18 protein-coding genes and 2 pseudogenes are annotated in these 23935 nt (G+C 44.7%); 5 read left to right on the top strand and 15 right to left on the bottom strand.

Features of this window, described 5'->3' with window-relative positions; genetic code table 11:
* Positions 1–7: 7 nt before the first annotated feature.
* The 3 genes from M493_RS16050 to M493_RS16065 form a co-directional block, all read right to left on the bottom strand.
* Positions 8–1309, bottom strand: a complete 1302-nt coding sequence (locus M493_RS16050) for a protein kinase domain-containing protein (RefSeq protein WP_071990903.1) — start codon at positions 1307–1309, stop codon at positions 8–10.
* 269 nt (positions 1310–1578) lie between these two features.
* Positions 1579–2511, bottom strand: a complete 933-nt coding sequence (locus M493_RS16060; RefSeq protein WP_023817788.1) for a PP2C family serine/threonine-protein phosphatase — start codon at positions 2509–2511, stop codon at positions 1579–1581.
* A gap of 17 nt (positions 2512–2528) precedes the next feature.
* Entirely contained in the window at positions 2529–3251 is a 723-nt protein-coding gene (locus M493_RS16065) for a vWA domain-containing protein (protein ID WP_020961442.1), read from the bottom strand.
* Between the two features lie 779 nt (positions 3252–4030).
* Between M493_RS16065 and M493_RS16070 the strand changes: the two genes are divergently transcribed.
* Positions 4031–5689: an IS1634 family transposase gene (locus M493_RS16070; protein WP_020961443.1), complete on the top strand. Its 1659-nt coding sequence runs from the start codon at positions 4031–4033 to the stop codon at positions 5687–5689.
* A gap of 246 nt (positions 5690–5935) precedes the next feature.
* Here the strand turns inward: M493_RS16070 and M493_RS18465 are convergent, their stop codons facing one another.
* A complete protein-coding gene (locus M493_RS18465; protein WP_128754856.1) occupies positions 5936–6214 on the bottom strand; it encodes a hypothetical protein in 279 nt (92 codons plus the stop codon).
* A gap of 138 nt (positions 6215–6352) precedes the next feature.
* On the opposite strand from M493_RS18465, the gene M493_RS16075 reads away from it, so the two are divergent.
* Together M493_RS16075 and M493_RS16080 are read left to right on the top strand one after the other, a co-directional pair.
* Positions 6353–6805 (top strand): N-acetyltransferase, encoded by a 453-nt coding sequence (locus M493_RS16075; protein ID WP_020961445.1) that lies wholly within the window; start codon positions 6353–6355, stop codon positions 6803–6805.
* Between the two features lie 1014 nt (positions 6806–7819).
* Complete coding sequence (locus tag M493_RS16080; RefSeq protein WP_020959017.1) at positions 7820–9481, top strand: IS1634 family transposase; 1662 nt, start codon at positions 7820–7822, stop codon at positions 9479–9481.
* 163 nt (positions 9482–9644) lie between these two features.
* Here the strand turns inward: M493_RS16080 and M493_RS16085 are convergent, their stop codons facing one another.
* Both M493_RS16085 and M493_RS16090 read right to left on the bottom strand, forming a co-directional pair.
* Positions 9645–10121: a transposase gene (locus M493_RS16085; RefSeq protein WP_020961448.1), complete on the bottom strand. Its 477-nt coding sequence runs from the start codon at positions 10119–10121 to the stop codon at positions 9645–9647.
* 5 nt (positions 10122–10126) lie between these two features.
* A pseudogene (locus M493_RS16090) lies at positions 10127–11155 on the bottom strand (YifB family Mg chelatase-like AAA ATPase); the annotation flags it as partial.
* A gap of 168 nt (positions 11156–11323) precedes the next feature.
* Here M493_RS16090 and M493_RS16095 point away from each other — a divergent pair.
* Positions 11324–12991 (top strand): IS1634 family transposase, encoded by a 1668-nt coding sequence (locus M493_RS16095; protein ID WP_020961450.1) that lies wholly within the window; start codon positions 11324–11326, stop codon positions 12989–12991.
* Between the two features lie 94 nt (positions 12992–13085).
* Here M493_RS16095 and M493_RS16100 read toward each other — a convergent pair.
* A pseudogene (locus M493_RS16100) lies at positions 13086–13586 on the bottom strand (magnesium chelatase domain-containing protein); the annotation flags it as partial.
* 148 nt (positions 13587–13734) lie between these two features.
* Between M493_RS16100 and M493_RS17910 the strand changes: the two are divergent.
* Complete coding sequence (locus M493_RS17910; protein ID WP_223810856.1) at positions 13735–14166, top strand: alkaline phosphatase family protein; 432 nt, start codon at positions 13735–13737, stop codon at positions 14164–14166.
* A 287-nt stretch (positions 14167–14453) separates the two neighbouring features.
* Here the strand turns inward: M493_RS17910 and M493_RS16105 are convergent, their stop codons facing one another.
* From M493_RS16105 to M493_RS16145, 8 genes are all read right to left on the bottom strand, one after another.
* Positions 14454–16073: a DUF262 domain-containing protein gene (locus M493_RS16105; protein WP_015865265.1), complete on the bottom strand. Its 1620-nt coding sequence runs from the start codon at positions 16071–16073 to the stop codon at positions 14454–14456.
* A gap of 342 nt (positions 16074–16415) precedes the next feature.
* On the bottom strand, positions 16416–16883 hold the full coding sequence (locus M493_RS16110; RefSeq protein WP_020961453.1) for a VanZ family protein: 468 nt from the start codon (positions 16881–16883) through the stop codon (positions 16416–16418).
* A 396-nt stretch (positions 16884–17279) separates the two neighbouring features.
* Positions 17280–18428, bottom strand: a complete 1149-nt coding sequence (locus tag M493_RS16120; protein WP_020961456.1) for a DegT/DnrJ/EryC1/StrS family aminotransferase — start codon at positions 18426–18428, stop codon at positions 17280–17282.
* A 72-nt stretch (positions 18429–18500) separates the two neighbouring features.
* Entirely contained in the window at positions 18501–19634 is a 1134-nt protein-coding gene (locus tag M493_RS16125) for an IS4-like element IS5377 family transposase (RefSeq protein WP_020961457.1), read from the bottom strand.
* Between the two features lie 215 nt (positions 19635–19849).
* The gene (locus tag M493_RS19135) at positions 19850–19972 is read right to left on the bottom strand and encodes a transposase (protein WP_020961458.1); all 123 of its coding nucleotides are present in this window, start codon (positions 19970–19972) and stop codon (positions 19850–19852) included.
* A gap of 163 nt (positions 19973–20135) precedes the next feature.
* On the bottom strand, positions 20136–21473 hold the full coding sequence (locus M493_RS16135; RefSeq protein WP_020961459.1) for an O-antigen ligase family protein: 1338 nt from the start codon (positions 21471–21473) through the stop codon (positions 20136–20138).
* A gap of 50 nt (positions 21474–21523) precedes the next feature.
* Positions 21524–22666 carry a glycosyltransferase family 1 protein gene (locus tag M493_RS16140; protein ID WP_020961460.1) on the bottom strand — a complete coding sequence of 381 codons (1143 nt, stop codon included), beginning with the start codon at positions 22664–22666 and terminating at the stop codon, positions 21524–21526.
* Between the two features lie 5 nt (positions 22667–22671).
* Positions 22672–23934: an oligosaccharide flippase family protein gene (locus M493_RS16145; RefSeq protein ID WP_020961461.1), complete on the bottom strand. Its 1263-nt coding sequence runs from the start codon at positions 23932–23934 to the stop codon at positions 22672–22674.
* Position 23935: the final 1 nt, after the last annotated feature.

Raw genomic sequence — 23935 nt, forward strand, 5'->3', positions numbered from 1 at the left:
CCTCTCCCTAACCAAGAATGGTTCCTTCCGTGGACGCGGTAAACTGTATTCTTACCCCTGCCTGCAAAGGGACCGATTTTTGGGGAGGAATCTCCCGAACAGCCCCAGCGAGGGTTGTCGCTTTCCAAGGAACATTGGTGTGATTGCGTATTCCCCAAACTGACGGGTTCGCCGGATTTTGCACGACCTCCCCGACAAGTTCGGCCCATTGCTCCTCCTTTGAGGATGGATCGATATGCCGTCTTTTAATGCTCGTTCCTTTGTTTAATACGATATACTGTTTCCCAGCCGCTGATTTTACTAAAAGTTTGGGCGGAACAGGGACAGGCTGCTGGCAATACCAACAACGCACATTAGGCTGTTTTTCGCTCCAGAAGTTCTCCGCCGAATCGTGCGGGCACTGCGTAATGCAGTCTTCCAGCTCTAAAAATAATTTTCTCCACTCTCCTTCTGTGACGCGGCGCTTAGGATCATGCAGCCCGATGGTGAAAGCCTGGATAAATTTCTCTTTCAACGGTTGCGGGCATACCTCCCACCGACGTTTAGCCGTTTCATAATCAGGATCATCAGGCAAACGATTTTCCGGGTTGACAGGATCGAAAATAAACACTGGGTTTTGGCCATAAATTTTTTGTTTGGCGATCAAATCCCATGAGCGGACTTCATATTCCATCTTCCCGTGAAGCGGGTGATGCCAAATCCAAAGTTGAAACAATAAGACAGCCAACGAATGAAGATCCGTATCTGTTGACGGTTTCGCTTCTTTCCGAACCACTTCGGGGGCCATATACTCCATCGTCCCCCACACTTGAGCGTCGGACTGATTGTTTACCCCAATGTTGTCGTTATCACAAATCAACACATCCCCCTGCACAGGATCGAACATAATGTTGCCGGCGGAAATATCCCGGTAGCATAACCCTCGCAAATGCAATGCCCTATATGAATCGGCGGCCGCATAGGAGATCCTGCACAACGCTCTCATCGTTGGCGCTGGTTTCCGTTTCGCCCAGACTTCGCCCAACTCCGCAAATCGCTGGGTATCAATCAAGTCCATCAAGTAACCGAACTGAGAAGAATGAGGAGAGCATACAAGGTCTATGGGCCATACAAATCGTTTTCCAGCCGCTCCGCTCGGGGGGCCCTGTTGGACGAGATCCAGAATGATTTTCATTTGTTCTTCCGTCGCCTGCTCATGGTTATACCACTTCAATGCCTTTCTTCCCAACTTTTGCCCTTCGACAAGGTAAACGGCCCCTTGCCCCCCTTCCCCCAGCTTTTTCACTACCGTTAATGTTTCCTTCGTCATCAAAGTTTGAACGGTTGCGTTTTCCTGCAATAACACTGTCCTTCACCTTCCCGGCTGTATTCATGTACCTTTTCGTTAAGGGTCTTTATTGCAACTCATCTTTAGGCCTTGTATTAATGATCGGACCTTGCAATTTGTCGTTGTTTAATGACACAGGCTTATAGATACTCCCGCCTGCTTTTCTGTAAGTTTCTTTCGATAACGGACCTAACCGATAGGTGCACGACTCGCTTTTCCCGCTTTCCAGCGAACGGCTTTTGTCACGTTCTTCATCCGCTTCCAAGACAGCCGCCGGCTCTTTTTCCTCCATCGTATCGGACGGACGTGTTTCTTCCTGGGTGTCCGGCCGCATATGGGGGGGTGGATATGTTTTTAAATTTCAACAGGGCAAGAGTAATATCATCTCCACTTCCCCTGCTTGAGTAGGTGAATAGCAATGAAGGAAATGCATCGCTGGCCGAGGAAAAGGTATGGCGATCCACATATTCAGCGAGGCTCGAGGCAAATTTATAAAAATTGTCGTCGTCCTCAAAACAATTCGAAAGCCCATCCGTGCTCATCATCAAAAATTTATTGCCTAGCGGACGGGGAATACGGGCCGCATTCCAAAAGCGGTTAGCCTCTGGCGAGCAGAGGGAGTAGGTGGCATTCCCGACTAAATCGTCCCCTTTATCCAGGGACGGGATGGGGCGATTTTTCCCATCAATCACAAGAATGTCACCGTCTCCAATCTGCCCGACTAACGCCTCTTCCTCACATACTAATGCCACCAGCAACGTGGTTCCGTATCTCGTGTACACCTTTGACGGATCCGTCCCATCAATGTCATGTGCGGACGCATGCGCCAACACTTCTTTTTTCCACTGCTTGACGACTTCTTTAAGAAAATCATCCCGGAAGCTGCGAAATAAATATGTTCTCGACTGCTTCAGCTGTTCATATAAATCTTTCAACACATGAACCGCTATGTGGGTGGCGAGCTTTGCGCCATAATGGCTCATATCATGCCGTTTATCGCCATGGCCATCGGCGATGGCGATAATGAGCGGCCCGCCCGTTTCGCTATCTTCCAGGCAGGCAAAGGCGTCTTGACAAGGCTGTTGATTTTTCACATGAGAAGCTCCTTGAACCGAAACGATCGTATAACAGCCATAGGCGGAATGGTTGTATATTTTTTGATGCGTTCCTCCTATATCACTCATAAAGCCCCTCCATGCCCTTAAAATACATCGAGATCATCATCCGTCGTCTGAACAACGGGAGGAGAAGGCAAGGCAACGTTAGTCGACGGGCTGCCGCTCCCGACGTAACTTTTCCCAACCGATGCCCCCACTGTGGCGGTGATGCTTGCCCATTTTATGTACTGAATGAGCTGTTGGGAAGTATGGGCTTTAAGCACGCCAATCTCACTATGGCTTACAAACTTCAGCAACTCTTGTTCATCATACTCATACTCATCCCCGATCGCGATCACAAGCCGAACAGCCCTTTTCCCCCAAGGAAGCGATTTCAGTCTTTGAATGGCTTGGTCGTATTCTTCTGGCGGATCTGTGCAAAACCCGTCTGATAACAGGATGCAGACCGGCGGCAATCCCCTTCTGTTCATCTTTTCGATGTCCAGTTCCTCACACAACAAGTGAATCGCCTGTGCCGTCGCAGTCAACCCGTTCGCTTGCAGGTCCGGCCAAACAAAGTTTTCGATCGGAACAGGGGAAGGACCCACATGCCAACTGGCCGTATCGCTGAATTTAATCGCCCTCATCATCACTTGCACTTCCGGATGCGCTGCCAAGGCGGCGCGAATCTCAGGAATCACTTCCCGAATCGCCTGATTGAGAGAGGCAATTTTAGCCCCCATCATAGAACCGGAGCAGTCGGCAATCCAAAAAAATTGCAATGTTCGTTTCGCAATATTCCCTTCCAATGTTGGAATGACAGTCACCGTAGACCCCCCTAATTCTTTTTTCATAAGTCAATAGTCATTTATGCTTACTATTCTATATCTTTTATCGGCATAATAGAATACGATTTTTACTATTTTGTAGATTTTTGGTTTGCAAAAAAATCGGTTTTCACCGGGACTTCAAAAGCAACATTCAGCCCACCTTTCACACCCTTCCAACAAAAAGCAGGAGAATTTCCCCATTTTCATTGGGACCTGTTCCTTCTACAACTCCAAGCCCCTTTCATGTTCAGGGCATTGTCAAAAGTTTACCCTCCACACTCGGGGCTTCCCCTGGAATTGCAATGGTTGGGCGAAAAAGCTTGCGCCCCTATTGTTTCCGGCCATCATGGCGGCAACGACACCCAACAGCCAAAACAAAGAAGTGACAAACTTTGTTACCTCAATGATTCGCCTATTTGCTTCATAATCATCAGGACCCAATATGAGATCATTGTCTATCCGCTGAGCGTGACAATGCGCAACGGAATGGTCTGTGTGGAGTTTTCATAAAATTTTTGACGCTACCGCCAGCGGCGTTTTTCAGGTAAACATTGACTTGCTTCTGCGTCCAGTTAACGGGATTGCCTCGCCCATGCAAAATCATTTCCAGCTGATATTGCTTCCCCCATCATCAACCTTATGCCCTTCCTTCCCGCTGAAGACTTTCTGTTCATTTCTCACATTTCGCAACCTCCCACGCAAAATCGGGAGGATTTTTTGAGGGAGTTGCCGAATAAAACCTTGATACACCAAGAAAGCAAAGGAGTTTCGTCCTCATGACTGTTCAGATTCGGGCAATTTATGAAAGTTCTTATCTTAATATAATGAGTGCGATCATCAAGCAGCTCGGCCTCCCTCAGCTGATGGATCGAATGGTTCCCGTTGATCCCCAATGTCAAACCCGACCGAGCGATATTGTCACGTTGATCCTCCTAGATATTTTCAGCGGCCGGCAGGCGCTCGTTCATCTGGAAAGCTGGGCGCATGAGATCGATCTGCCGAAATTGATCCGAGAAGGCGTCCAGCCTTCCCAGTTCAACGATGACGCCATCGCGCGCCATTTGGATCGTCTGTATCAAGCCGGGATTCACTCGATCCTCTCGGCTTGCCTGCTTCAGATCTATCAAAAAGAAGGCATCCCTCTCCGGGCATTCCATGGGGATACGACCGATTTCTCGCTTTACGGCGCGTATGAATCGGCTTCGTCCGCAACGCTGAATATTACTTATGGCTACAATCGGGAGGGCGTGAGACGAAAACAAATTCAATTTGGGCTCGTCGGCAACGAGGATGGCATCCCGATGTATGGGGATGTTCATGATGGCAATCAATCCGATAAAACATGGAATCCATCGATCCTTGCTCACGTCCATGAACAGCTTCAACGAGCGAAGCTCGATGACGAATGGATTTACGTCGCCGACTCGGCCGCCATGACGAAAGACACACTGTACCAAGCGAAAGCCGCCAATGCCTTTTTGGTCACCCGGGGGCCTCATTCGCTCCGCATCGTGAAAGAATCCCTCGCGAAAGCGGATTCGGAAGAGGCGGTGTGGAGCGATCCGTTTTCGCTGGCGGAAAAAAACGGCGCCACGTACCGGGTGTGGGAAACGACGGCCTCTTATGAAGGGCATCCGGTTCGGCTGATCGTCGTGGAATCCAGCGCCCTAGACCAGCGAAAAGGGAACACGCTCGAGAAGGAGCGGGCCAAAGAAGCGGAGTTTCTTGGGCAGGAACAGGCCCATTGGCACCGCCATCCGTTTTCCTGCCGGGAGGATGCCGAACAGGCCTTGTCCTCCCTCAAGGCGTCCCTTCGTCCCCGGTTTCATCGCGTTGAAGCGGGGATTGAAGAAACGATGCGTCCGAAAAAACGGCGCGGACGCCCGAAAAAAGGAGCCGAACCGGAAACGGAAACGGTCTACACGATTCGCCTTGGCATCGAATTCGATCAAGAGGCGTGGGAACAAGCGAAACGAAAAGCGTCCCGTTTTGTCCTCGTCACCACGGTACCGGAGGAGTGGAAGGGCCAACGGATGGACGGAAAAGAGATCTTGGCTCTGTATAAAGGACAAATCTCGGTCGAAATGAACTTCTCGTTCCTGAAAGATCCGTTCTTTACGGACGAGATTTATGTGAAAAAACCAGAACGGGTCGCTGTGTTAGGGTATCTCTTTCTTTTGGCATTGGCTCTTTACCGCGTCTTTCAACGCCGGGTGCGCCAGTTCATCACCCCAGAGCGCCCGTTAAAGGGCGCGGGAGGCCGCAAGTTGACCCGGCCGACGGGGCAAGCGATTTTTCAGTTGTTTGCGTACGTTAAAGTGGTGCTGCTTGAGCTGCCGGACGGACAACTCCAACGGTCATTGGGCAAGCCGCTCACATACGAACAGCGAAGGATCCTGCAAGGACTCGGAATGGACGAAGGGATTTATGTCTAATCGCCATAGTGAACGATTAGCGATGGTAAAAAAAAGGATTGCCATCGCTAGTTGTGCTGATCCGAAAGTTATCTCGAAAAAATAAGCAAAAATTCCTTTTATTCTGGATGGTTAGGGTGCGAAATGTGAGTCATTTCACCCCAAACGTCGGCCTTTTCCAGTGCACCGCAGCGCAATCGGCCATGAAAAGTGAAAAGAAATTCATGCCATTTATAACTAATTCTATATACCCTCAAAAAATCCTTTTTATTCCATAAATTCATCAAAACCTATGACAATGGAAACGGCATGGCGCTCGCCAAGCGCTGGGACGGATACGGACATCCCGTGAAGGAACATGAGCGTTGCATGCTTGACGAAACAGCTGTTCGACACTTCAACCGGACAAAAAGCAATGAAACGTTCTAGAAAAGGGGTAAAAAAGCGGACAACGCGATCAAAAGGGGAGGTGGAAGACAGCCAAAAAGAGGAGGGCAGCGAAAAAGAGAGTGGAAACTGCATACCCGCCTGAATCAAAAAGCGCAACCATTCACCTAGAGTTCGCTTGCAAAGAAATCCGACACCGGGCAGCCTCAGCAAATTCGCGATTGAATATAAACACAAAATATCGTATATTTATAAAAAGAAAACCTATAATCATACGATAGATAGTGAGGGAACCCGATGCAAATCGACCATGCCGTCACGAGCGATGTCAAAGACATGCACGCGCTCATCCAACACTATGCAAAAAAAGGACTCGTGCTGCCCCGCTCGCTGCTGTCCATCTACCAGCACTTGCAATGCATGTATGTCGCCAGGGAGAACAGCCAAATCGTCGGCACCGCCGGGCTGCATATCCTGGGGCACGATCTCGGGGAAGTGCGTTCGCTCGTCGTATCTCCTGACCATATGGGGAAAGGAATCGGCCGCATGCTCGTCGACCATATTGCCGACGAGGCGGCCAGACTCGGGGTGAAGCGGTTAATATCCTTTACTTACCAAGTCGAGTTTTTTCGAAAATGCGGGTTTGAGATCGTGGACAAATCAACGCTGCCGGAAAAAGTGTGGATTGATTGCGTCAACTGCCCGAAACTGGACTGTTGCGATGAAACGGCGATGATAAAATACATTTGATCCCCCTCCCACCCGCATCACGGGGAAGGGGGAGATCCCTTGGAAAAACCTTTTCCCTTCGCTGTTTCGTTCTCCATACCCTTCACTAGAAAAGCGAATGTTCGAAACTGACAAGCCATCTTTTTTATGCCCTGAAGTTCCGCGGCTGCGCAGAACGGTTGTGTTCGTTTTGCATCAAACATCAGCCCTGCCCCCCCATTCAGGAGGAGATAATGCGCGTTTGTTTCAATTGTTCAATCAAATGTTGCACCTCATATTTTGCAACCTTTGCATAATATACAAAAAATAACGAAAATATTCGCATAAAATCAAGTCCTAATGTTTATGTCAAATACGGCTCCCATCCAGTGCACTTAAGCTCTAGAAAATAGAACCGCTTTGCCCCCGGCTCGTGCGCCCCAGCCGCATTAAAGTAGCGAAGGATGATATAGTGGAATCCATTCCAGAGGCAAAATCGGCCAAAACTAATGGATTTGTTCGTTAATCAATTCAATAACAAATAAGCAAATTGTTTGGCGTGTTGTGGGCTCATAGTAACCTTTCCGAGGTATATATTCTCATCGGGCGATTGCTGTTGAAGATTAAGGATAATATCATGAAGAGTCATACTTAAACTAATGGAATTACAATAAACATTGAAGGGTCTCTTTTCCATATTCCCTTCCAATATACCTTTCCTCTCCCTTTTATTTTAAAACGGTATTGTAATTATATTTTACACCTGAAAGAATTTTCTTGCACTCATTTCATTAGGGAAACCGCTGTATATAGAAAATGCCTATAAATAAACCGCCCCACCAAGGGGCGGCCTAATCATCGTCCTTTCCGCTGATGCCATTTCCACGCGCTTTCGATGGCTGACAAGTGACAGGCACCCTCACCCCCTCACAAATTCAGCATATTTTTTCTTCCGCCTCACATTTCGCACCCTCTCGACCAAAATCGGGAGGATTTTTTCATCCCGGTGTCGAATAGGTCCTTGACACACAAGGAATGCAAAGGAGTTTTTCCATCATGGACGTTCGAATTCGGGCGATTTATGAAAGTTCCTATTTGAATATAATAAGTACCATTTTCAAAGATCTTGGCCTCCCTCAGCTGATTGACCGGCTGGTTCCGGTGGATCCTCAATGCCAAACCCGAGCCAGTGATGTGGTCGGGCTGCTTCTCTTGGATATCTTGAGCGGCCGGCAAGCCCTCGTTCATTTGGAACGGTGGGCGCATGACATCGACTTGCCCAAGCTGATCCGGCCAGGATTGGATCCGTCTTGGTTCAACGACGATGCCATTGCTCGCCATTTGGACCGGCTGTATGAGGCCAATATCCATCAAGTCCTTTCGTCTTGCCTGGTACAAATCTACAAGAAAGAAGGCCTCCCTCTCCGTGTCTTTCACGCGGATACGACGGACAAGACGGTTTACGGTGCGTATGAATCCGATTCGTCGGATGGGTTGCACATCACCTATGGCTATAACCGCCATCATCGCTGGCAAAAGCAGATCGGATTCGGCCTGATCGGCAACGAGGACGGCATTCCGTTTTACGGCGACGTGCACGACGGCAACGTGCCGGACAAAACGTGGAATCCCGAGGTGTTGTCGCGAGTCCATGAGCAGCTGAGGGAAGCGAAGATCGAAGACGAATGGATTTACGTGGCAGATTCCGCTGCGATGACGAAGGACACGCTGGCGCAAACGAAAGCCGCCAACGCCTTTTTGATCACGAGAGGGCCGTCGTCGCTCCGGATTGTCAAAACGGCGCTTTCGGAGGCGGATGCCCAACCCGATTCGGCGTGGAGCGCCCCCTTTGCGCTGGCCGAGAAAAACGGCGCCACGTACCGGGTATGGGAAACGGCCTCGACATATGAAGGCCAGCCCGTACGACTGATCGTCGTCGAATCGAGTGCGCTCGACCAGCGAAAAGGAAAGACGCTCGAAACAGAACGAACCAAAGAAGCGGAGCTTCTTCGCGAGGAACAAGCCCGTTGGGAGCGTCATCCTTTCTCTTGTCGGGAAGACGCCGAACAAGCCTTGGCCTCCTTGAAGGCATCCCTTCGTCCCCGGTTCCATCGAGTGGAGGCCGTCGTCGAAGAGATCGTGCGCCCGAAAAAACGGCGTGGACGGCCGAAAAAAGGGGCGGAACCGGAAATGGAGACGCTGTACACCCTTCGGCTGAGCGTGGAATTCAACCAAGACGCGTGGGAGCAGGCGAGACGGAAAGCGTCCCGGTTTGTCCTCGTCACGACTGTTCCAAAGGAATGGAAGGGCCAACCCATGGATGCCCAAGAGATCTTGAAGCTGTATAAAGGGCAGATCTCGGTGGAAATGAACTTCTCCTTCCTAAAAGATCCGTTCTTTACGGACGAAATTTACGTCAAAAAACCGGAACGAGTGGCGGTGTTGGGCTATTTGTTTCTGCTGGCCTTGGCCATTTATCGCGTCTTCCAGCGCCGGGTGCGTCAGTTCATCACACCCGAACGCCCATTAAAGGGCGCCGGAGGCCGCAAGCTGACCCGTCCGACCGGACAAGCGATTTTTCAATTGTTTTGGTATGTCAGAGTCGTCCTGTTGGAGTTGCCGGATGGGCAAATCCAACGCAGGCTAGGGAAACCGCTCACCCCTGATCAGCGAAGGATTCTGCAGGGATTGGGCATGGATGAGAGCATTTACGTGTAACGTCATATGGAACGACTAGCGATGGTAAAAAAAGGATTGCCATCGCTAGTCGTGTTGGTCGAAACGTTATTCTGAAAAACGAAATAAAAAATCCTTTCTTTCTCCCCTGCTAGGGTGCGAAATGTGAGTTCCGCTCTGTTTTTGTTCCTGAAAAGTAATCTAATCATGCATCCATATTCATAAATTTCGGAGGCAGCGATTTGGGATGCATATACAAATAAACTCTCCATCGGTAATGTTCCGGCGCATGCACCATATGAGCTTCTACAGGATTGAGATGAATATATCGACTCACTTCCAACATTCCGCTGTCATTGTCAATCCATTTACCATAATAACGCTTTTCAAATACATGTCCCGTCAAACGATAGCGAGTATTATAATAATTCGCATACCGTTTGTTCATGAGCGCCATGACTTTCGAAATCGGCTCCTGTTTTGAGCGCAGCTGCAGGTGAAAGTGATTCGTCATAAGGCAATATGCGGCTATTTCAAATGGGATTTTTTCGTGAAGCTGGTGGAGGATATGAAGAAAAGCGAGAAAATCATTTGTTTCCTTGAATAGGGGATCACGCCGATTGCCGCGGCAAACGATATGATAAAACCGATGGGGCACCCAGATCCGCTTTTGCCGTCCCATTCTTTTTACCTCGCTGTTGCCTGTTGCTTCGTATATGTTTTCATCCATCTTAGCGTCATCGCTTCCCAAAGCGATTCATCCGCTATCTCTTCGGTTCCCTTTAAATCGGAAATGGTCCTTGCCAACCGAATGATTTTCGTTTGTACACGATTGCTCCATTGATGTTGGGATGCCCATTGCTGCAACAGAAGTTGCTGCATTTTGGCAAGCGGGCTTTTTTCCATTAATAACTCAAAAGGAACACGCCCATTCGTTATTTCTTTTCCGTAACGTTCATATTGCTTTCTTCTTGCTTCTTCTACTCTTTTCCTTATGGTTTCCGAAGATTCCGAAACCCTCGTTTCTTTGGTGAAATCAATGACTTCCAATGACAATAAAACATCCATCCGGTCATAAATCGGCCCGGAAACACGATTTCGATACGCTTGAATTTGTTTCGGACTACATGTGCAATAGCGCGTTCTTGAGCCTAAATATCCACACGGACACGGATTCATCGCCCCAAGCAAAATAAAGTCCGCAGGATATGTCACCGTCGACGAAATACGGCTAATCGTCACTTTCCCCGTCTCTAACGGCTGGCGAAGCATATCCAGCGTCTTTTTCGCAAATTCCGCCATTTCATCGAGAAACAAAACACCGCGATGTGCCAGCGACACCTCGCCAGGCTTTGGGTGCGTTCCCCCGCCAATTAAAGAAACCGATGAAGCGGAATGATGCGGATGACGAAAAGGCGGATGGCCGCTCTCGATTTTTTCCCCTGCCAGCTGGTACAAACTGATCACCTCTAACTGCGCATCATGAGAAAGACTCGGCAAAATCGTCGGAAACGTTTCCGCCAACAAACTTTTCCCGCACCCAGGCGGTCCAACCATTAACACGTGATGTCCGCCTGCCGCTGCGATCTCCAATGCTCGCTTTGCTTGATGATGGCCAATAATCGATTGAAAATCCCGATGATGCTTTCGCGGAGGGTCTATGATTTCAGGAGTGCGAAAAGCTGGGGGTAACGAAAGAACACGTTGTCCTTGCAGCCCGAGTTCGACAGTTTTGAGGTCATTTTAGGCAAATGGAAATGACCAAAATGCTGTTATATCAAGGGTTTCGTAATGTGGATCCTAGGAAAAAATGCCGAATTTCATAGGCACACGATTTATTAATTTTTTCTTTTAAATATAAAGTTTATACGTTATAATATAGGCATGTACATACGACGAGTCACACGCAAAAACAAAGACGGAACGACCGTTGCTTATCTCCAGCTTGCTCACAATGAATGGGATCCAAAGGCCAAATATGCGAAAGCGAAGGTGATTTATTCATTCGGGCGCGAAGATGAAGTGGATCGCGCCGTCTTGGAGCGTCTGGCCAAAAGCATTTCGCGATTCCTTTCTCCTGAGCAGGCTTGGGAAGTCGAAAGGTTGACAGAAGAAGCCTCCGATGACTTTCAATTCCAGTCATGCAAACACCTCGGCGGCGTCTGGCTCTTGGATCAGCTCTGGAGACAACTGGGGTTGGGAGAGATTCTCCACTCCTTGTTTGCCTCCCGACATCATCAAATTCCGTTGGAACGGCTCATTTTTGCCATGGTGGCGAATCGCGCCCTTCATCCGTCAAGCAAGTTGGCGATGGAGGAGTGGGTGGAGAAAGACGTGTATATCCCTCACCTTCCTCAAGCCGCCAGCCACCAGTTATACCGGGCGATGGATGAGCTGCTGGCCGTACAGCCGGAATTGGAGCGCCAAGTGTTCCATGCCGTGGCCGATTTATTGAATTTGGAAGTCGACTTGATTTACTTCGATACGACTTCGTCGTACTTCGAAGTGGATCCCTCTGAAACACCGGAAGGAGAATCACTTCGAAAACAAGGATTCTCGAAAGACAAACGCCCAGACTTGGTCCAAATCGTCATTGGACTGGCCGTCACCCGGGAAGGAGTCCCCATTCGCGCTTGGGTATGGCCTGGCAATACCATGGACATGACGGTCATCAAACAGGTGAAACAAGACTTGATTGGCTGGAAGCTTGGACGTGTGATCAGCGTCATGGACCGCGGCTTTTCCTCTGAAGAGAATTTGCGAATCTTGCAACAGGCCGGCGGACACTACATTGTCGGCGAAAAAATGCGGTCCGGCAAAGCCGCCGTCGAAGAGGCATTGAGCCGCCGCGGGCGCTACCAACAAGTTCGCGAAAACTTGCATATCAAAGAAATCATCGTGGGTGACGGAGAAGCCCGTCAACGCTATGTTCTCGTGTACAATCCCAGCGAAGCCGAACGCCAACGCAAAGAACGGGAAACGCTGCTCGAATCGCTGAAAGAGGAGTTGGAGGGGCTTCGCCAACTCCCTAATGAAACTCATCATAAGGCCACCTGCCGGCTGCGTTCCCATCCGTCCTACGGAAAATACTTGCGTCAATTGAAGGATGGAACCCTTCGCATCGACAAGCAGGCGGTTCGTGACGCGGAAAAGTACGACGGCAAATATCTCATCCGAACCTCTGATGACACCTTGTCTGCCGAAGATGTCGCCACTGGGTATAAGCAGCTGGTGGATATCGAGCAGGCCTTTCGGACGTTGAAATCGACACTTGAGCTGCGTCCCATGTATCATCGCTTGGAAGACCGCATCCGGGCGCATGTGCTGCTCAGTTGGCTAGCCCTCTTGTTAGTTCGGATCGTGGAGATCCGGACTCATGAATCGTGGCCGAAAGTAAGGGATGAATGTGAGCGTCTTATGCTTGGACATTTTTCTTCCAAAAACGGCGACCTTTATCAACGAACCGAGCTGACGGCCAAACAAGCGCAACTCTTTACGGCTCTAGGGCTGGAGCCTCCTCCGAAGATCCTAGGCATCCATCCCCGCGCCTAGATACACGCCCGAAGTGTGCCCAAATGTCTCTCGTCCCTTTTGCATCAAGGGGCGAGAGGCATTTTGTTTGCCTAGTCACTGTCGAACTCGGGTGCAGATATTGCACCGTTTCTTCCAATGTCTGAACAAAGATACAATCGAGATCTTTCAAATGATGAAGCGGAAGTGTGGGATCATACGGAAGGTATACTTTTTGAAAACCGAGCTTCTTTGCTGCCAATATCGCTGGAAGCATGCCATCCACCGGCTGAATCGCTCCATCCAACGATAACGAACCTAAAAACGCTGCATCGGGGGAAACCGGCGCTGTCAGCTTGCCCATTGCCTTCAAAATCCCAATCGCCATCGCCAAATCAAACATCGGACTATGCTTTTTCCGCTCCGGCGGAGACAAATGAACAACAAGCCTTTTATCAAAAAAGTCGCATCCGAAAGCATAAAGCGAAGCAAGAACACGTTCCTTTGCCTCTTTCACCGACGCATCCGGCAACCCAACAATCACCATCGCCGCAATCCCAGGCACCTCCTGCACCTCCACCTGCACCCGATACCCTTCTAACCCCCTTAACCCAATGCTTAAAATCTTCACCGTCACTCATCCATCCCTCCCAATCACAGAACATTAGTTCTCACCCATCATTGTAATACCCTCCCATTTATCTTTCAATTACCAATATTTCGACAAATTTCGGGCGGTGAGCGCCACTTCCGGATATCGCGAAAACGCTGCAAAAGACGACAGAGTGGATGTCATTGCCTGGATGGAAAAAGAATCCGTGCACGTCATATCTGGAGTTCGGCCGGGAAGACTCATTTTTAAACCGAATGGGCCATTGGTGGATGAGTATGAACAATCGTGGGATCTAGCAGGAGATGCAGGCGTTTTGAATCTTACGGTAAAGAACAATAAGATTTTTTATGATGAATATCCGGATGCACTGGCCCGATTGTACAGCTCGCTGACTTCTCATGGAGGAAATTATCTTGTTGCAAGTGCTAAACCGGGATTTGAATTTATCGGTGAAGGCTCTCCAACTCATGTTGGAGGAGCAAGCCACGGGGGGCTTCATAAACAAGATTCGCTAGTGCCGATGATTATAACTGGCACCGATTCGTCCCCAAAACATTTACGCATGATTGATTTAAAAGATTGGATTTTAACACTGATTGATTGACGCAGATAAACAATCAGCCTCCCGCTGACAACACTCCTTCAGCGGGAGGCTCTGTATTTCCTTCACATTTCCACGATGCCGCTTCCATGCACTGAAAATATTATCTTCAAGCGAATATTCCGCTTCCCAGCCCGGTTCCTTATCCATCTTCTCCGAGAAAGAGACAAGCCGCGCCGGGGCGCCCGGGCGGCATATTTATGACAGCTATGCAGCTGGTTGCTTTTTTACATGTTTCAATGGCTTCGTTAGCGAAACAGCCTTCGACCAGCGGCAGGCGCCTATGCTGGTCACAGGCTCCAAATTTCCATTGCCTTTTTGACCAGTCTTTCTTGTCTGGAAAGAATTTGGTCCTTTGTCCATTCCTTTTCCTCTAATATTTCTTTCGTAAGATCAAACGATACTTTTTTGTTTCGTTTTTCGTAAATTTCCTTTTTACGGTCAAATGAATAGTATTGTGCAGCAGAATTTTTCACACCGCTCAATAAAGTCAAATTTCCAAGCTTATGAACCAATTCTTGATGAACATCAGGCGTGAAACGTTGGATCCAATATTCATCTTTTAGCTTTTGCGGAAGGATGTGCTCCACCGTAATTCGTCCATGGAATTGTTTTACCACGCTCTGATCTTGGCTTTCTTGTTCCAAGCGAAGGAGTATTGCTTTTACAGCAGGAGAATGGTAAATATCCGCACGTATCAATTGTTCAAATTCTTTATTATCCGCATATTTTTTAACCGTTTCAATCAGTTCATCCGCTGAACATCCTTTATTGATCAAATTAATCACTTGATAATAAACCGTATTTCGCTTTGTTTTGCCAAGCCGGCGAACCCAGTTTTGGTACGTGATTTTTTCCATTAATTCAACAAAATCAGCGAATTCCATATCCGGCACCGGTTTATTTAGAAACGCAAGCACAGGAGGTATCCACTCATCATGAGCGACCCGATGGAGGGAAGAGATGAGTTTTTGCGTCTTAAGATGATTATCGAAATCGTTTTCCATAATTTTTTCATAATGATGAGCCGAGCGCAGGAGAAATTCAGCGAAACGAGCGGGAGCTTCTTTATATTCTTCAAGGATCTCATCAAACTCTTGATAAAGAATTTCCTGCTGCTTGTTCCCTTTGATCGAAGTCCGCAAATGGCTTAAGAAATTATCCAGCTGCCGAATGCCAACGATATTCTCCAGTTCATTCCAACATTCTTCCACTCGGCTTCTCTCAAGAGGCTTGCTTTCACAATATTCAAACAGCCGGTTTTTTAATAAATCCCCGTTGGAAAGAGACATTCCTCTCGCATTTAAGACATTAAAAAGCCGGTAGGCGGAGGTAAAGTTATCGGTGACCACAAAGACAACATATACATGTTCTAAAATATAATTGACCAACCGCCGCAACTCGACTTCGCTGAATTCTGAAACTACTTGTTTGATTTCAAGCATATTGTCATAAAACTTCGCTTGAGTTTCACTCATTTCTTGTGCAGAGCTTATATCTTCTCCCATGAGGATATACTTCTGAAAAAATGCTTGATCTTGTTTTCTGACTATCAGGCGAGGCTGCTCCGGTTCATCCGTATAAGGGTTTACCGGCATAATTCGTTTTTGAATATCCTCTACACTAGAAGGATGCGTGATCAACTGCTTCATAACCGCAAAAATAATATTTAAAGTCGTTAACCGCTGCTGGCCGTCTACGACTTCATAACGGCGGTTGCGTTCTTTTTCAATCGTAATAATCGATCCGATAAAGTATTCAGGGTCATTACGCTGATAAGCTTGGCAAATATCTTCTATCAACTCGCGCGCATGGCTTTTCTCCCAAGAATACGGCCGTTGATAAGGAGGAATTTCATAAATTTTGTTTTCCGTCAGTATCTCGTTGATCTTTTTTTCACTTGCCTCCATTTAGCATCATCTCCCCCAGTAGCCAGATTTACTTTTACACATACATCTATAATACAAATTTTACGTTTTTACAACTCTCCCCTTATTCACACATGTTGACCCCAACCGTATTAATGATTTCTTCTCAAAAACCAATCCATATCATAGTTTTGTAATGATTGAGGAAGAAATTTTATGTAAAAAAGGATTCCTCGTAAGCGAAGATAACAAAAAGCAATCTTGAAGCATCTATGGGTTAGTTATGGAGAAGTTCACCAATGGAATGGATGTAGCGGGTATAGCAGAAGAGGAAACAGAGGATCTAACCATGATGCAAAACATAGAAGGAATTCGCAATCTTTCTCACACCGAAGAACCTGTCCTTCGTAAATAAACCCGTACAACGAATAACGCAATCCCCGCCCCGCACGCGTCAATCACCACATCCGACAAAAGCGGAGTCCGTCCCGGCTGAAACGACTGATGCCATTCATCCAAACCTGCGTAAATAACAGCAAACACCCACGCGCCAACCATCGCGAACCGCCGCGGATATAACGCTCTCCACCCAAGAACCGCAAGCAAGCCGAATACCGAAAGATGTGCCAATTTACGCACGATGTAATTCCATGATAAGAATCCATCATTGATATGATCGACATGCCCTAATTGTAGCTTTTGTACGATTTCACTAATCCAACTTGCTGTATTCGTACCAGTAAACATGGGAGATTCCGTAAAATAATAAATCATCCCACACCATGCGAATACAAGCCCCCACAGAACAAGTTTGTTTTTCATATCATCACCTAATCTGTTTAAACGAATCATTTTTTAATTCCTTCTTTCGTTTTTGAATATAATAGTGAATCGTTTTTTCTATCCGCTCCAATTTCTCCAATGACTGAACATCTTGAAGAATGTAGCGGATCGTTTTTTTCATGGACTTTGGCAGCTGTTGAAACGATAGCATACATGCCTCCCAATACTACTTATGATTTCTTTTCAACATTTGTTTTAACTGATTAGCAAGTTCTTGAACCATGTCTTTTGCGGTCATATTGGTGGACAATTCCCCGCGTTGATACGCTTCGATTAATATATGTTTGAAACGCTCGGTTTCTGGTCGCAAAGTCTTTTTCTTCGACATAACAGTCACCCCCAAATCGTAAAAATTAAATAAGCCGCCTGCTGAATGACTTCAACAGGAGGCTTGCAAATGGTTATTTATCGTTTTATCGCTTTGATAAAGACGTCAATAACCCGGTTTTGTTCGTCGATGGTCATGCTAGAGCCAGAAGGCAAACAAATGCCATTGGCAAACAATTCGTCGGAAACGCTCCAACCTTCCTGATGCGGGTAATACGTTACTCCATTAAACACAGGCTGCAGATGAAGCGGCTTCCATACAGGACGTGCTTCAATATTTTCCTCCGCAAGCGCATTAATGATATCCATCGGCGTCACGCCAAGCGCTTGCTGGTCGATTGTCAACGTCGTTAACCAGCGGTTGGACATCGTACCTTCCAGTTCAGGCATAAACTGAATACCTTCGATATCCCCTAACGCTTGCACGTAACGGTCAAAAATGGCTCGTCTCGCTTTCACCCGCTCGTCCAACACTTCCAACTGCGCCCGGCCGATGCCAGCGACGATATTGCTCATGCGGTAGTTATATCCTACTTGGCTATGCTGATAATGCGGAGCCGGATCACGCGCCTGAGTCGCTAGAAAACGAGCTTTTTGCAATGCTTCGACATCATCGGAAACCAACATTCCCCCACCAGAGGTGGTAATAATTTTGTTTCCGTTAAACGAATAAATGCCGAACTTTCCAAACGTACCACTTTTCTTCCCTTTATATGTAGAACCAAGCGACTCCGCCGCATCTTCGACCACTGGCACTTGATAGTGATTGCAAATCGCTAAAATTTCATCCATCTTCGCGCTTTGACCGTATAAATTAACAACAATCACCGCTTTTGGAAGCTTGCCTTCCCTTTTCGCCTCTTCCATCGCTCTTTCTAACGCCACCGGAGACATATTCCACGTATCAGGCTCCGAATCGATAAAAACAGGCTCCGCCCCTTGATACAAAATCGGATTGGCACTCGCGATAAATGTCAATGAGGAGCAAAAGACTGTATCTCCTTGTTGTACACCTAACAACCGTAACGCAAGATGAATCGCCGCCGTCCCTGAACTAACAGCAGCCGCCCCTTTTGAACCTACGTATTCCGCCAACTCTTTTTCAAACGCATCAACATTCGGACCAAGCGGCGCAATCCAATTTGTTTCAAAAGCTTCATTGATATACTTTTGTTCGTTTCCGCTCATGTGGGGAGGGGAAAGAAAAATTCGAGATTTGCTAGTCATTCGCTATCATCCCTTATATGCTAAAGTTGATAATCTCCCTTAATAAAAAAATTATAACACCACGAGTGTTGATTATCCAAAATTATACATACGCCTTCCATAAATTTGGGCATACTCAAACAAAGCAGCGGCCATCCCGGATTTCCAATCGAGAGGAAGCTGCCCAGAGAAAAAACGGCGAACGAACGAAATGAAGGAAAGAGAGACGTTCGTCTGTTTTTTGGTTTGATCATACAGCCATCGCAGCAACACATACGCGATGAACGCCGCAAACAGTTGGTTGTATACCGCATTTTCCGTCGTGCCAAACAAGGTCGGGACATTCAGATATTGCTTCACCCAACGGAAAAAGACCTCAACAGTCCAACGTTGTTGGTACATGTCGGCAATGGGTTCCGCAGACGCATGGAAGAGGTTCGTCACGACCCGAATGTCGCGGCCATTCGCATCTCGAAAGATCACCACCCGGTGACGCTTGGTGGAGCGGCATTGTTTCGTCCCCAACTGGCACGTGAAGTCGGCTTGAACCGATGAGGATGTGCTGGAAAGGCGTTTCAAGCTTTTTTTCTGATGAAGTTCGATGTTGTCCTTCATCCGAATGACAAAGAGCTGATGCTGCTCCACAAATCGATCGAGGCGTTCGATTTTGAAATACGCCCGGTCTTCCACCAGCACTTGTTGAGCGTTCGTCAACTGTTCTCCCACCGGGCCATCATGACGCAGTCCGATGGTTTCCACCACGTCTGCCGGCAACGAGGATTCCGGCGAATACGCGACGTGCAGCTTCACTCCGGCGCGTTCGCCGTGATACGGCGCCCATGGCAGGCGGTTTTTCCCGACCGTGACGGTCGTCGAATCCACCACCCGAAGCGGTTTGGGAAACCGAAGCGAACGGCGGGTTTGGCGGTTGCACTTGGAAATGATCAACGCCAACAAGCGTTTCATGATGTCATAGGGAACTTCTTTCGCTTTCTTGGATACAGTTGAATAATGGAATCGCGGCAATCCATACAGAGGCCCCACATCGGCTCCGTGGCGAAAGCTTTTCCATTGATGCATGGCGGCCAGCAGGAAGAAGTGAATCAACTCGCGCAACGTAAAGGTTCGAGACGAATCACGATACCCAACCGCTTCGGCAATCAGTTGAATCTCTTCATCCGAAACAAGTTTTTGCATCAAATTCGGGAGTGTGGTATGCTTGTTCATAGAGAGCACCTCCTGGGTTTGTTTGTGTCGCTACTCACATTCTACAGGAAAGGTGCTCTTTTTTCTATACCCTTTGGATTTTATTGGATAATCAACACGCCTGGCAATTTCTAAATCTTTTCCCCTAATAGCTTCTTGAGTTGTTCGTTTTCCTCGGCTGAAGAGGGGTGAGTGGCAGGTGCTTCCTCTAGTTGCCCTTCTTGATAAGCTTTCACCTATCGCTGGACTATATTCGGACTAATCTCATATCGTCTAGCCACTAATGCTTTATTCCCGACTTCTAATGCTTCTTTCACCACTTGCAGTTTAAATTCCTTGGAATGTTTTCTCCGCTTCATGTATATCAAAAGCCCCCTTCATTTGGTTACTTCGATTATAAAAAACAACCTTATCGAGTGTCCAAATTCATTAGGGAGCTAATGAGTTATCACTACATCATTATCACTATAAAGCAACATTTGAAAAATCAAATAGCAACTAAAACTCATGAACATGTTTGGTTTAAATTCTCCCAAAAGTTGTAGGCAATTTGGTAATGGATATCGAGCTCTTCTTTCTATTAGAGGAAAGCTTGGTATTCTCTTCATCAGAACTATAGTTAAACAAATACAATACAATTAAAAATCCCCCGGTTATAACCCATACACCATTTTTTATTGGATTATAGGCTGATGACGCTATGAGAGTAAAAATAAGAAGAGTAATAAACGCATAATTTTCTTTTTTAATACTTATAAAAATGTTTTTCAAAACAAAAAAAACTAACGAAAAAATAATCAATATACCTAATGACCCTATTTGTAGCAATAAATCAAGATAAACATTATGATTATTGTATCTTAAAACACCATCTTCCTGACGAATAGCCCCATAATAGTATGGACCTATAGCTTTATCTCCCCCACCAGTACCATAACCCATTAAAAAAGTAAATGGATCTTGAACTAAAGCCTTAAAAGAAGAAATCGCCAAATCCATCCTATCACTTTTTAATATCGAGGTCTCTTCTAACCTATCAAATATTTTCAAATTATCAAAAACATTTACATTGACATTTATTAATATTAATATAACAAACGCGAGTAGTAAGTTAATTAGTGAAAACTGTTTTATCTTCTTACTTAAAAGTAAGTATATATATATAGCAACAGATAGTGCTAAAAATACACTACGTGACGCAGTTAATAGAATAAAGTATAGATTTAAAATACTTAACAAGAAATATAGAATTTTTTTCACTTTCGAAATACTATTTGTATACATTTTTTTTTCTTTCATTAAACTAAAAAAGTAATATAAGAAGCTAATAGCTAACCAATTAGCTAACCAATTAGGATCTAAAAAAATCTCATTCCCCTGTATATATCCAAATCTGTCAAGTTCATAATATACAAAATTTCTTTGTAAAATTTTAAAATACAAAAGAATAGAGAATATAGTTACAGAAAAAGCAAAGGCTCTCCAAGCAGATTTTAGTAATCCCAAATTATAAAGTAAACAACTAAATAAGGCCGCTAAAAACAACGAGATAATATAAAATATTCCACGAGTTAATTCAGTAGACCAAAGAAGTCCTATTAACAAAATTAATATAACTAAAAAATAATAAGGAATATTTTTTATACTAAAATATATAGTTCTTTTATTAAAACTAAAAATAATAATTGGTAAAAAGAAAAAAATTAATAAAAACGCAGAAGATAATGAAGTTAAGTTTGATAAATAAATAGAATAAAGATTAAAAAAAGGATAAAGAAATATCATGCACAAAATTGTATATTTTTTAAATACATATTTCATAAATAAAGAGATCTCACCTTTCCTCTTTGTCATATTCATAATAATAACCTGCTTGTTAGATATACAATTTAATCTTAGCAGGGTACAATTCAAATAATTTGATGTCTTATTGGGTTATTATATATACAATTTAAATTTTGAACAACTTCTCTAATATCATATCCAGCTTCCTTAATCTCCTCACTCCTTAATGAGATATTACTATTATTTATTAATTCTTGTTTAATTTTCTTTACCCATATATAATCATCTAACTCTAAATCAATGAATTCTACTAATCCAGCTCCGATATCTACCTCAGATGGAACTGTGTTAGATGTAATACATTTTAGCCCCACAGCTTGAGCCTCTACTAAAACTAATCCTAATCCTTCATATAAAGAAGGAAATAAAAATAAATCCAAGTTAGCTAATATTTCAGGTACATCACTTCTTACACCAAGCATATGCACTTTATCCTCAATACCATATTGTTTAATTAAATCGCTAATTTTGTTTTTAAGCGGACCATCGCCAACCAATACAAGGTGAACATTGTCCATTTCATTACATAATAATGAAAATATCTTAATTAATCGGGAATGATTCTTTGCTTCAACAAATCTGCCAATATGTCCTATTAACTTAACTTCTGGATTCAAGTGCAATTCATTTCTTAGATTTAAAAATAATCCTTCTTCTACCTTTTTAAACAATTCTAAATCAATGCCATTTCTAATTACTTGTACATTACTATTCTTAAAACATTCAGGTCCAAAAAGTGCCTTACACGCTTCTTTGGAACAACCTATTAAATTAGTTGCATTTTTTAATATTAATTTTCTCATATATCCCTTATATATATTTCTAACAAAACCTGAAGGACGTCCTTTTTGAGTACTATGACTATGTGCAATTCTTATTGGTACTCCCTCTTCCTTAGCAATTTTTAATATATATCCACTAAAGGTAAAAATATGACTATGAATGACATCATACGGCCCCTTTTCACGTAATATTTTTTTTAGCCCTTTTTTATACTGCAATATATTCTTTCTAGGATGAGGGACAGGATATATATTGCCTCCTAGCTTTTTAATTTCTTGATCGTAATGCCCCTCTTCCTTAGAATGTACTAAAAAATCAAACTGAAATTTTTCCCTATCTATATTTCTAAAAACATTCATTATTAGAGTTTCGGCACCACCACGATTCATTCTCCCAAAAACATGCAACACTCGAACCTTTTGCATCATTTTTAACTCCTAGCCTTTGCTTTTGAATATTTTAGTTTATCTAAATAAATTACAGACAGCGCTATTAACTGTGACAGGAACTGTACTATTGATGATATTATCGCTGAATATCCTGCTCCAAATAAACCAAACTTCGGTATTAAAATGATAGCACTGATAAAACTTACTACAATCCATATAACGCCTAAATATGGCTGTATCTTAAACGATCTTGTAGCCGTAAGCCCTATTCCTAAAAAAGTGCTTGAAAAACTAAAGGTCCCCGATATTAGCAATAAAGTAAATAACTCGTTATATTTTGCATATGAGGGCTTATACAGTATACTTAAAATTAACTCTCCAAATAATAGGGTAATAATCACGCCTAATATGCCTGTTACAAATCCTATTGATACTAACTTTACAAGTAATTTTTTGAATTGAATAAAATTCTTCTCTGAAAACAAAATAGCTAACCTCGGAGCAGCTGCCTGTCCTATGGCCCCTATAAAGGTATTACCCGCTACTATTAAATAAGCGATAGCTGCAAAATAACCAAGTTGTTCTTCTCCTAAGTATTTCTCAATGATTATCCTAGGAATATTTGTATAAAGAGAACCAAGCATTAAGACGATACCAAGAGGTAAAGCTAATTTTACGATATCAACATAATTTTTATAATTGAATATCAATTTAGGAGTAATAAACTTTTTCAACACTTTTAAGTCATAAAAGAAAAAAACCATCATATAGGACAAACATAACCCTATTACCATCCATATTACATTATGGGTTATATATAACAGTATACTAATTATTAACAACATTAATACTGCCTTAAGTATTCTTGAAATCGCTGTAAGATCCATTCTTTCTCTTTGCTGTAAATAACCAAAGACAACATCGCTCCATGATTCTATCACTTTTGAAAAAGCTACTAATATAATAACAAGTGATGTCAAAGGATTATAGTTTCCTAGAAGAATTACCAATATAGTAATTAATATAGCTATAAAATTTGTAACAATTCTTAAACCAAGGTATTCCCCGAATTTGTATTTATGTTGAGTATCAGTAACTTGTATCGAATTCAACTGTAAATTAGTGAACAAAATGATAGGAGCCGTAATTGCTAACCCTAAGGAAAATTGACCTACCATCTGCGGATTACCTAACTTAGCTAATAGAGAAAGTATTGCCCATTGAGCAAAAGCGTAAATTAAGTTCCCTATAAAATTCCAAAAAAAGTTTTTTTTGAGAGATAGCCTTTTAGTTACTGGTTCCATA

This window comes from Geobacillus genomosp. 3 (genome assembly GCF_000445995.2).
In the GTDB taxonomy this organism is placed as follows: domain Bacteria; phylum Bacillota; class Bacilli; order Bacillales; family Anoxybacillaceae; genus Geobacillus.

Bases quoted from the DNA above. Each gene is read 5' to 3' on its own strand.
- M493_RS16145 (WP_020961461.1), bottom strand. From the start codon at position 23,934: ATGGAACCAGTAACTAAAAGGCTATCTCTCAAAAAAAACTTTTTTTGG.
- M493_RS16120 (WP_020961456.1), bottom strand. From the start codon at position 18,428: ATGACTAGCAAATCTCGAATTTTTCTTTCCCCTCCCCACATGAGCGGA.
- M493_RS16050 (WP_071990903.1), bottom strand. From the start codon at position 1,309: ATGACGAAGGAAACATTAACGGTAGTGAAAAAGCTGGGGGAAGGGGGG.
- M493_RS16080 (WP_020959017.1), top strand. From the start codon at position 7,820: ATGGACGTTCGAATTCGGGCGATTTATGAAAGTTCCTATTTGAATATA.
- M493_RS16085 (WP_020961448.1), bottom strand. From the start codon at position 10,121: ATGGGACGGCAAAAGCGGATCTGGGTGCCCCATCGGTTTTATCATATC.
- M493_RS19135 (WP_020961458.1), bottom strand. From the start codon at position 19,972: ATGAAGCGGAGAAAACATTCCAAGGAATTTAAACTGCAAGTGGTGAAA.
- M493_RS16095 (WP_020961450.1), top strand. From the start codon at position 11,324: ATGTACATACGACGAGTCACACGCAAAAACAAAGACGGAACGACCGTT.
- M493_RS16125 (WP_020961457.1), bottom strand. From the start codon at position 19,634: ATGAACAAGCATACCACACTCCCGAATTTGATGCAAAAACTTGTTTCG.
- M493_RS16135 (WP_020961459.1), bottom strand. From the start codon at position 21,473: ATGAATATGACAAAGAGGAAAGGTGAGATCTCTTTATTTATGAAATAT.
- M493_RS16105 (WP_015865265.1), bottom strand. From the start codon at position 16,073: ATGGAGGCAAGTGAAAAAAAGATCAACGAGATACTGACGGAAAACAAA.
- M493_RS16075 (WP_020961445.1), top strand. From the start codon at position 6,353: ATGCAAATCGACCATGCCGTCACGAGCGATGTCAAAGACATGCACGCG.
- M493_RS16140 (WP_020961460.1), bottom strand. From the start codon at position 22,666: ATGCAAAAGGTTCGAGTGTTGCATGTTTTTGGGAGAATGAATCGTGGT.
- M493_RS16070 (WP_020961443.1), top strand. From the start codon at position 4,031: ATGACTGTTCAGATTCGGGCAATTTATGAAAGTTCTTATCTTAATATA.
- M493_RS16060 (WP_023817788.1), bottom strand. From the start codon at position 2,511: ATGAGTGATATAGGAGGAACGCATCAAAAAATATACAACCATTCCGCC.
- M493_RS16110 (WP_020961453.1), bottom strand. From the start codon at position 16,883: ATGATTCGTTTAAACAGATTAGGTGATGATATGAAAAACAAACTTGTT.